Raw genomic sequence first — 6,394 nt, 5'->3', positions numbered from 1 at the left:
CCTACTTTATCAAAGGTCTAGCAAGATAAAAGCCGCCCTGGTCGCGTCAGCGGGCCGTAGGCCTTAGGGCGGGGCTTTAAACCCAGTTTTCTTGGTAACTGCAAGGATTGACAATAGAGATCGCCGGTACGTTCCAGATGACCTTGAAGTAGCGATGCGCTTTTTGGACTCCGACCCATGCCCGAACAATCGGATCCCCTCACCCGCAGCTTGATTGCCCTGATCCGGGGTTACCAGGTCGGCATTTCTCCTTGGCTGCCACCTGCTTGTCGCTATTACCCCACCTGCTCTCAGTACACCTTGGAAGCGGTGCGGCGCTACGGTGCCCTACGAGGGGGTTGGCTGGGGATCCGTCGCCTCTGTCGCTGTCATCCCTGGCACCCAGGGGGCTACGATCCGGTTCCCGATTTGCCGGGATCCGCGCCGACCCAGAAACCCTCCCCCCAGCCGGGCTCCCACTCTAGAGACACCTAGCACTTAGGTTGATTGTGGGTAGCAAGCCACAACCTCGATTTCTACTCGGGCATTGAGGGGCAGGCGGGCCACCTGTACGCAAGAGCGAGCCGGAGCCGGATCGGTGGCAAAAAACTCTCGATAAACCTCGTTCATGGCCGCAAAATCCTCCATATCGGCCAGGAAAACCGTTGTCTTCACCACCTGGGAGAGAGTGGTGCCCCCCGCTTCCAGCACCGCCTGCACGTTCAGCAATGCCTGCCGAGTTTGAGAAACAATGTCCTCCCCCACCAGTTTGCCGGTTTTGGGATCCAGGCCCACCTGCCCGGCAGTAAACAGGAATGGCCCCAGAGCAGCAACACCCTGGCTGTAGGGGCCGACAGGAGCGGGGGCAGCTTCGGTTTGCACGCCACAAAGACATGGCCCAGGCCGATCCCGGTAGTGGCCGATCTCTGGCTGGGCCGGCTTCGTCTGCTCCATAGAGGTTTGCCCAACTCTGTCGCTACGCTACCACAGGTGGATCGCCAAAAAGCGGGGCCAAGAATGCCAAGATGAACTCGTTGAGAGGGAGAGGGATCCATGCCGTTGATCAAGCTGCAAACGTCTGTGCAACCAGAAGCCGCCGCGGTAGGGGAACTGCTCAAGGTGCTGTCTGCTGCTCTATCTGAACAGTTGGGCAAGTCGGAAGCCTACGTGATGACTGCCTTTGAAGGTGGGATCCCGATGACCTTTGCCGGCAGTGGGGATCCCTGTTGCTACGTGGAAATCAAGAGTATCGGGCAATTTTCCGCCCAACAAACCCGGGCCATGAGCGAGTTTTTTTGTGGCACCATCGAGGCCCGATTGGGGATCCCCAAGAAGAGGATTTACATTGAGTTCAGCGATGCCAAGGGCTATCTTTGGGGATGGAATGGCACGACTTTCGGGTAAAGATGCTTCCCCCACTCTGAGAGCTGTTTACTCCAGCTTGCTCCAGCTCACCTCACAGGCACTTTACTAGGAGTTTGGCCAATGGAAGAGCTGCCTCAACCCAGCACAAACCCTCAAAAGCAGCGGATTTTGCTCAAGCTTGCTGCGGTTTTGGGCTCGGCCATCTTTATCTTTTGGGCAGCACATCGATTGGGATTTTTTGGGGTTATTCAAGACTGGCTCACCGGGGCTCTGGCTTGGATGGAAAGCTTGGGGCCGCTGGGGCCGATCCTCTTCATTGCCATTTACATTGTGGCGACGGTGCTGCTTTTACCGGCTTCGGTGCTGACCTTGGGGGCAGGAGCTGTGTTCGGGGTGGTGGCCGGAACTGTGTATGTGCTAATCGGGGCAACCATTGGAGCGAATTTGGCCTTTTTCATCGGGCGCTACTTGGCGCGGGAACAGGTGGCGAAATGGATTGAGGGAAATGCCAAGTTTGCGGCCATCGACCGAGCAGTGGGACGTGAGGGATGGAAAATAGTCGGCCTGATTCGGCTGTCGCCTGCGTTTCCCTTCAATGTGCTCAACTACGCCCTAGGGCTGACCCGAATTTCTTTTCTGGATAACTTGTTGGGCACTGCCGGGATCGTGCCGGGCACTTTTATGTATGTGTACATCGGCTCATTGGCGGGATCCCTGGCCAACATGGAAGGCAGGGAGTTGGATCCTCAGGCTCAAACCGCCCAATGGGTCGTTCGCCTCGTGGGGCTCATCGCCACCGTAGCTGCTACCCTCTACGTCACTCGCGTTGCCCGCCAAGCCCTACAAGAAGCGGTGGAGCCTGTTTAGGGGATTTAAGTTGGGTCGAAGATTCAGCGTGTGGAAGGCACCGGGTTGAGAACACTCACCGTTGGGCAGAGGCTTAGCCAACAACTTGGCAGAGGGTTTCCTGCCTCTCTCGGTCTTGTTCGGCCAGCTCCTGGATGGCCTGTTGGTACACTTGGGCAGGCGTGGATCCCTGGTTGACTTGTTTCAGCCAGCGTTGGGCCTCATTGCCCTGGTGGAGCAGGGTTTGCAAGGGAGCTAGAAAACAGCCTAAGCCCTGAGGTTGGCCAATGCGCCAAGCTTCGGTCAGCAGCTCTTCGATCCACTCTTGGGCCGCCCGTTCCCGGCCTGTCTGCCAATCGACCAAACGAGATTGCAGCGATTCTCGGGCAGCAGCCTGCTCGTTGGCCTCGCAAAGGCTCTCCAGCTCTGTCGGGGTAAAGGGCCCCCGCAAGGGATCCAGCGCTTCCGGCTGGGCCAGCAACTGCCAGAGACGGGCTTCCACCAAGGCGGTAATGGCCAGAACCATCACCGGATCCCCCACCAGATCGCAAATGCGCAGCTCCACCCGGTTGAGATGGTAGGGCCGATCCGGGCCGTTGGGCCGTACCGAAGCCCAGAGGTGGCGCACATTCTGCATGGTGCCCAGGGCTAGCTGCTCCTGGATCCAGGCGATGTAGTGGGCATGATCCCGGAAGAAGGGCACCTGGGCCGGCGTTTTGGGGAACACCTGCCAACGGCTGGAGTGGGATCCCGTCACCCGTCCGTCCAGAAAAGGGGAGGAAGCGCTCAGGGCCAGGTAGAGAGATGCTTCCACCCGCAACAGTCGGCAAGCCCGGAAGATAGCCTCGGTATCCGGCAGGCCGACATTGATGTGAATGCTGGCGGTTACCACCCGCGTGCCGTAGGTGCGTTCGATGTAGTCGTGGTAGGGGTTGCCGGGATCCGACCGCTCGAAGTGATCGCTGCCGCCCAAAGCCAGCGTACTCCCCGGCAGAAGGGTGTAAGGGCCAAGACGGCGCAAAAATTGCCGCAACTGCAGGCGAGGTCGCAGCAGAGCGCAGAGCAGGTCTTCGTAGCGGCGGAGAGGGGGGGTGATGTACTCCACATTGCGCCGATCCGGCTCCCGCACAAACCCCGGCAAAGCTTGGCAAATGCGATCCGATAGACCCACCACTTCCCCGGCGGCGGTGCCGGTGTACATTTCCACCTCAAAGCCCTTGGTCAACAGCACAGGCCAGCCTCCAGCCGCAGCCTCACCAGTCTAACCTTTCTCTTCTCCCCTCATTGTCCTGGGGTTTGGCAGGGAATTGGCCGATGGTAGGGAAGTTTCTCGACCTGTTTTAGGATGTCCCTGTAAAGCAGTTTCGGGAAGAGACAGAGTGGGGGATCCCATCTACATCCTGGGAGCGGGGCCGGCAGGCATGGCGGCTGCCTATCGCTTGAACCAACTGGGTTTTTCCGTAGTGGTGGTAGAACGAGAGGAGAAGGTCGGGGGTTTGGCCAAAAGTATTCAGTATCAGGGGTTTATCTTGGACTATGGCCCGCACCGTTTTTTCACTAAAATCCTGCCGGTGCGAGAGTTGTGGAATCAGGTTTTGGAATCCGAGCAAGTAACCGTCCGACGGCTCACCCGCATCTATTACCGCAAGCAGTATTTTCAGTACCCCATTCAGGCCTGGGAAGTCCTGCGCAAAGTGGGTTGGTGGGAAAGCCTGCACATTGTCCTTTCCTATCTCTGGGCACAATTAATTCCGCGACCAGCTCCCCAGAACTTTGCCGACTGGGTCAAAGGCAAGTTCGGCACCCGACTCTTTCAAATGTTCTTTGAAGGATATACGGAAAAGCTTTGGGGGATCCCTTGTACCGAGATCAGTGCTGATTGGGCTGCCCAGCGCATCAAAGGTCTCAGCCTTGGGCAAGCCATCCAAAAGGCATTGGGGTGGAATCGAGGTTCGGTGAAATCCCTGATCGATCAGTTTCAGTTTCCTCGCCTGGGATCCGGGCAGCTCTATGAAAAAATGCAGGAGTATTTGCTTGCCGAAGGACAGAAAGTCTTGCTCAATACAGAGGTAGTCGCCCTTAGGCACGAGGGATCCCAAATTGCCGAACTGCAATTGCGCAACCTTCAGACTCAGCAAGAGACTTGGGTTCCTGCCTCTCACGTCATTTCTTCGATTCCTCTAACGGTGTTGGTGCAAAGTCTGCAGGAATTACCACCCCCAAAGGTGTTGCAGGCAGCCCGGAATCTTAGGTTTCGCAACACGGTTTTGGTTTACCTAATTGTGCAGGGATCCCAGCTCTTCCCCGATAACTGGCTGTATATCAACGATCCAACGGTGGGGGTGGGACGGGTGACCAACTTCGCCAATTGGTCTCCGGCCATGTTGCCCAACCAAGAGCAAACCCCCTTGTGCTGTGAGTATTGGTGCAACTTTGGGGATCCCTTGTGGCAAGCTCCTGAGGAGGAATTGCTGGCTTTGGCCGAGAAGGAGCTGCGTCAAATTGGCCTGCTTCACGATCAAAAGATCTACAGTGGCTTTGTGGTGCGCCTGCCCCGCACTTATCCCATCTATACCGGTAGCTATAAAGAAGATTTAGCCATTTTGCAGGAGTATCTCAGCCAGTTTGAAAATCTACAAGTGGTGGGCCGCTACGGCTCATTTAAATACAACAACCAAGATCACAGTTTACTGATGGGCTTGCTGGCGGCTGAGAACATTCTCCGACCCGGTAGTCACAATCTCTGGCAGGTGAACTCCGACGACGATTACCAAGAAGAAATCAAAGTGCCATCTTCACCCTTAACGATTCAGCGATGAGCTTTCCTCTCAGTCATCTGTTGCAGCGAGGTCGGCAGTACCTTGCCCCTTTCTTAGGGCAAATCTTGTTGCCCAGTTTGGCCTTGACAGTGCTGCAGATCTTCATGATCTCCCTCTGGAGTGAGGAGAGCAATTATGTTTCCATCTTCAAGGGCCTAATTCAGTGGGATAGCCATTGGTATCTCGGCATCGTGCGGCAGGGGTATCAGTTTGTGGGCTTTGACAAGATTGCCTATGAGCAGAGCAACGTGGCTTTTTTCCCCGGCTACCCCCTGGCGGTGGCTGGAATCAGTCGCCTTTTGAGCGTTGACCCTGAACTAGGGCTTTACCTCACCGCCCAGCTCTTTTGCTGGCTGATGTGGGTTTACCTTTTCCTGTTCTACTGCAAGTGGCAAATTCCCCCGCTCTGGCAGGCTTTGGCAAGTTTGCTCATCCTGGTTTATCCCACCAGCTTTTATCTGTGTGTGGGCTACAGCGAGTCTTTGTTTACAGCTAGCTTGTTGGGTTTTCTCTACTGGTCAATTCATTGGGATCGTCCCCTGCTGATGCTCCTGGCCGGGATCCACGGCTTGGCAATGAGCGCCACCCGCATTGTGGGTTTGCCGGTAGCCTTGATTCCACTTCTCAATCTCTGGTCAGGATCCCGACGTTGGCTTTGGACAGTGGCGACAGTGAGCCTGGCTTTGCTGGGGGGGCTGGGCTTTTTTCTCTACTGTCAGCTTCGCTTTGGACGCTGGGATCTCTACATGGAAATGCAGTCCTACTTTGGCCCCAGCTCTGTCAATTACCTGGCCATTGTTCAAGCGCACACCTATACTCCTCTCTTTTCTATTGGTCATTGGCGATCCCTGTTTTCCTTTTCTGAAGCTTTGGAAGCTGAGATATGGGCAATTTCCCTCAGTCAAGTGTTTGTTCCTCTCACCTTGGGATCCCTACTGGTGACCGGTTTGATAGATGGGATCAGCTCCACAGCCGGCAAAAGTCGGCGCTGGCAGGAGCGGCTGGGGTTTCATTTGGCTGCTTGGGTGATGTTTTACATTGCCTTAGCAGGAATGAGTGTGGTGGGCCAGCGAAGTATGGTTCGCTATTGCCTGCCGGTTTACATCGTGCAGGTGCTGGCCTGGCTGCATTGGGCCAAACACACCGATTTCAGCTTCATCCCCCAACGGGCTTGGCGATATCTTGGCAGTGCCCTGAAGCTGGGGTATTGTCTTTTGGCTTTCATCTTTTTTGCCCTCAACCAAATCCTCACCTGGCGCTACGTCCAACATCTTTGGGTGGCTTGACGGAGCCGTCTTGACGAGAGAAAGAGCAATGTGCCGATGAGTCTTCGCCTCAGCCATCTGTTGCAGCAGATCCGCAAACTTTTAGGTTGCTTCTCTGTT

Annotated in this window: 7 protein-coding genes; 5 read left to right on the top strand and 2 right to left on the bottom strand. The window is 55.9% G+C overall.

The features are described 5' to 3' along the window. Window positions 1-177: 177 nt before the first annotated feature. On the top strand, window positions 178-474 hold the full coding sequence (yidD, locus tag NW842_RS10250; protein ID WP_414357215.1) for a membrane protein insertion efficiency factor YidD: 297 nt from the start codon (window positions 178-180) through the stop codon (window positions 472-474). A gap of 3 nt (window positions 475-477) precedes the next feature. On the opposite strand, the gene NW842_RS10245 is transcribed toward yidD, so the two are convergent. Next, the gene (locus NW842_RS10245) at window positions 478-861 is read right to left on the bottom strand and encodes a RidA family protein (RefSeq protein WP_414357217.1); all 384 of its coding nucleotides are present in this window, start codon (window positions 859-861) and stop codon (window positions 478-480) included. A gap of 171 nt (window positions 862-1,032) precedes the next feature. Between NW842_RS10245 and NW842_RS10240 the strand changes: the two genes are divergently transcribed. Both NW842_RS10240 and NW842_RS10235 read left to right on the top strand, forming a co-directional pair. Continuing rightward, entirely contained in the window at window positions 1,033-1,383 is a 351-nt protein-coding gene (locus NW842_RS10240) for a phenylpyruvate tautomerase MIF-related protein (protein ID WP_414357213.1), read from the top strand. 81 nt (window positions 1,384-1,464) lie between these two features. Next, a complete protein-coding gene (locus NW842_RS10235; RefSeq protein WP_414357211.1) occupies window positions 1,465-2,211 on the top strand; it encodes a TVP38/TMEM64 family protein in 747 nt (248 codons plus the stop codon). 73 nt (window positions 2,212-2,284) lie between these two features. Here the strand turns inward: NW842_RS10235 and gshA are convergent, their stop codons facing one another. Next, complete coding sequence (gene gshA, locus NW842_RS10230) at window positions 2,285-3,421, bottom strand: glutamate--cysteine ligase (protein WP_414409352.1); 1,137 nt, start codon at window positions 3,419-3,421, stop codon at window positions 2,285-2,287. 148 nt (window positions 3,422-3,569) lie between these two features. On the opposite strand from gshA, the gene NW842_RS10225 reads away from it, so the two are divergent. Together NW842_RS10225 and NW842_RS10220 are read left to right on the top strand one after the other, a co-directional pair. After that, on the top strand, window positions 3,570-5,009 hold the full coding sequence (locus NW842_RS10225) for an NAD(P)/FAD-dependent oxidoreductase (RefSeq protein WP_414374960.1): 1,440 nt from the start codon (window positions 3,570-3,572) through the stop codon (window positions 5,007-5,009). Continuing rightward, window positions 5,006-6,295, top strand: coding sequence for a hypothetical protein (locus NW842_RS10220; RefSeq protein WP_414417966.1), 1,290 nt, complete (start codon window positions 5,006-5,008; stop codon window positions 6,293-6,295). Before NW842_RS10225 ends, NW842_RS10220 begins: the two co-directional genes overlap by 4 nt. Window positions 6,296-6,394: the final 99 nt, after the last annotated feature.

The sequence above is a fragment of the Synechococcus sp. R55.4 genome, from assembly GCF_047461935.1.
In the GTDB taxonomy this organism is placed as follows: domain Bacteria; phylum Cyanobacteriota; class Cyanobacteriia; order Thermostichales; family Thermostichaceae; genus Thermostichus.
The sequence above is the reverse complement of the archived record's forward strand: the minus strand, read 5'-3'. Positions and strand labels throughout refer to the sequence as shown.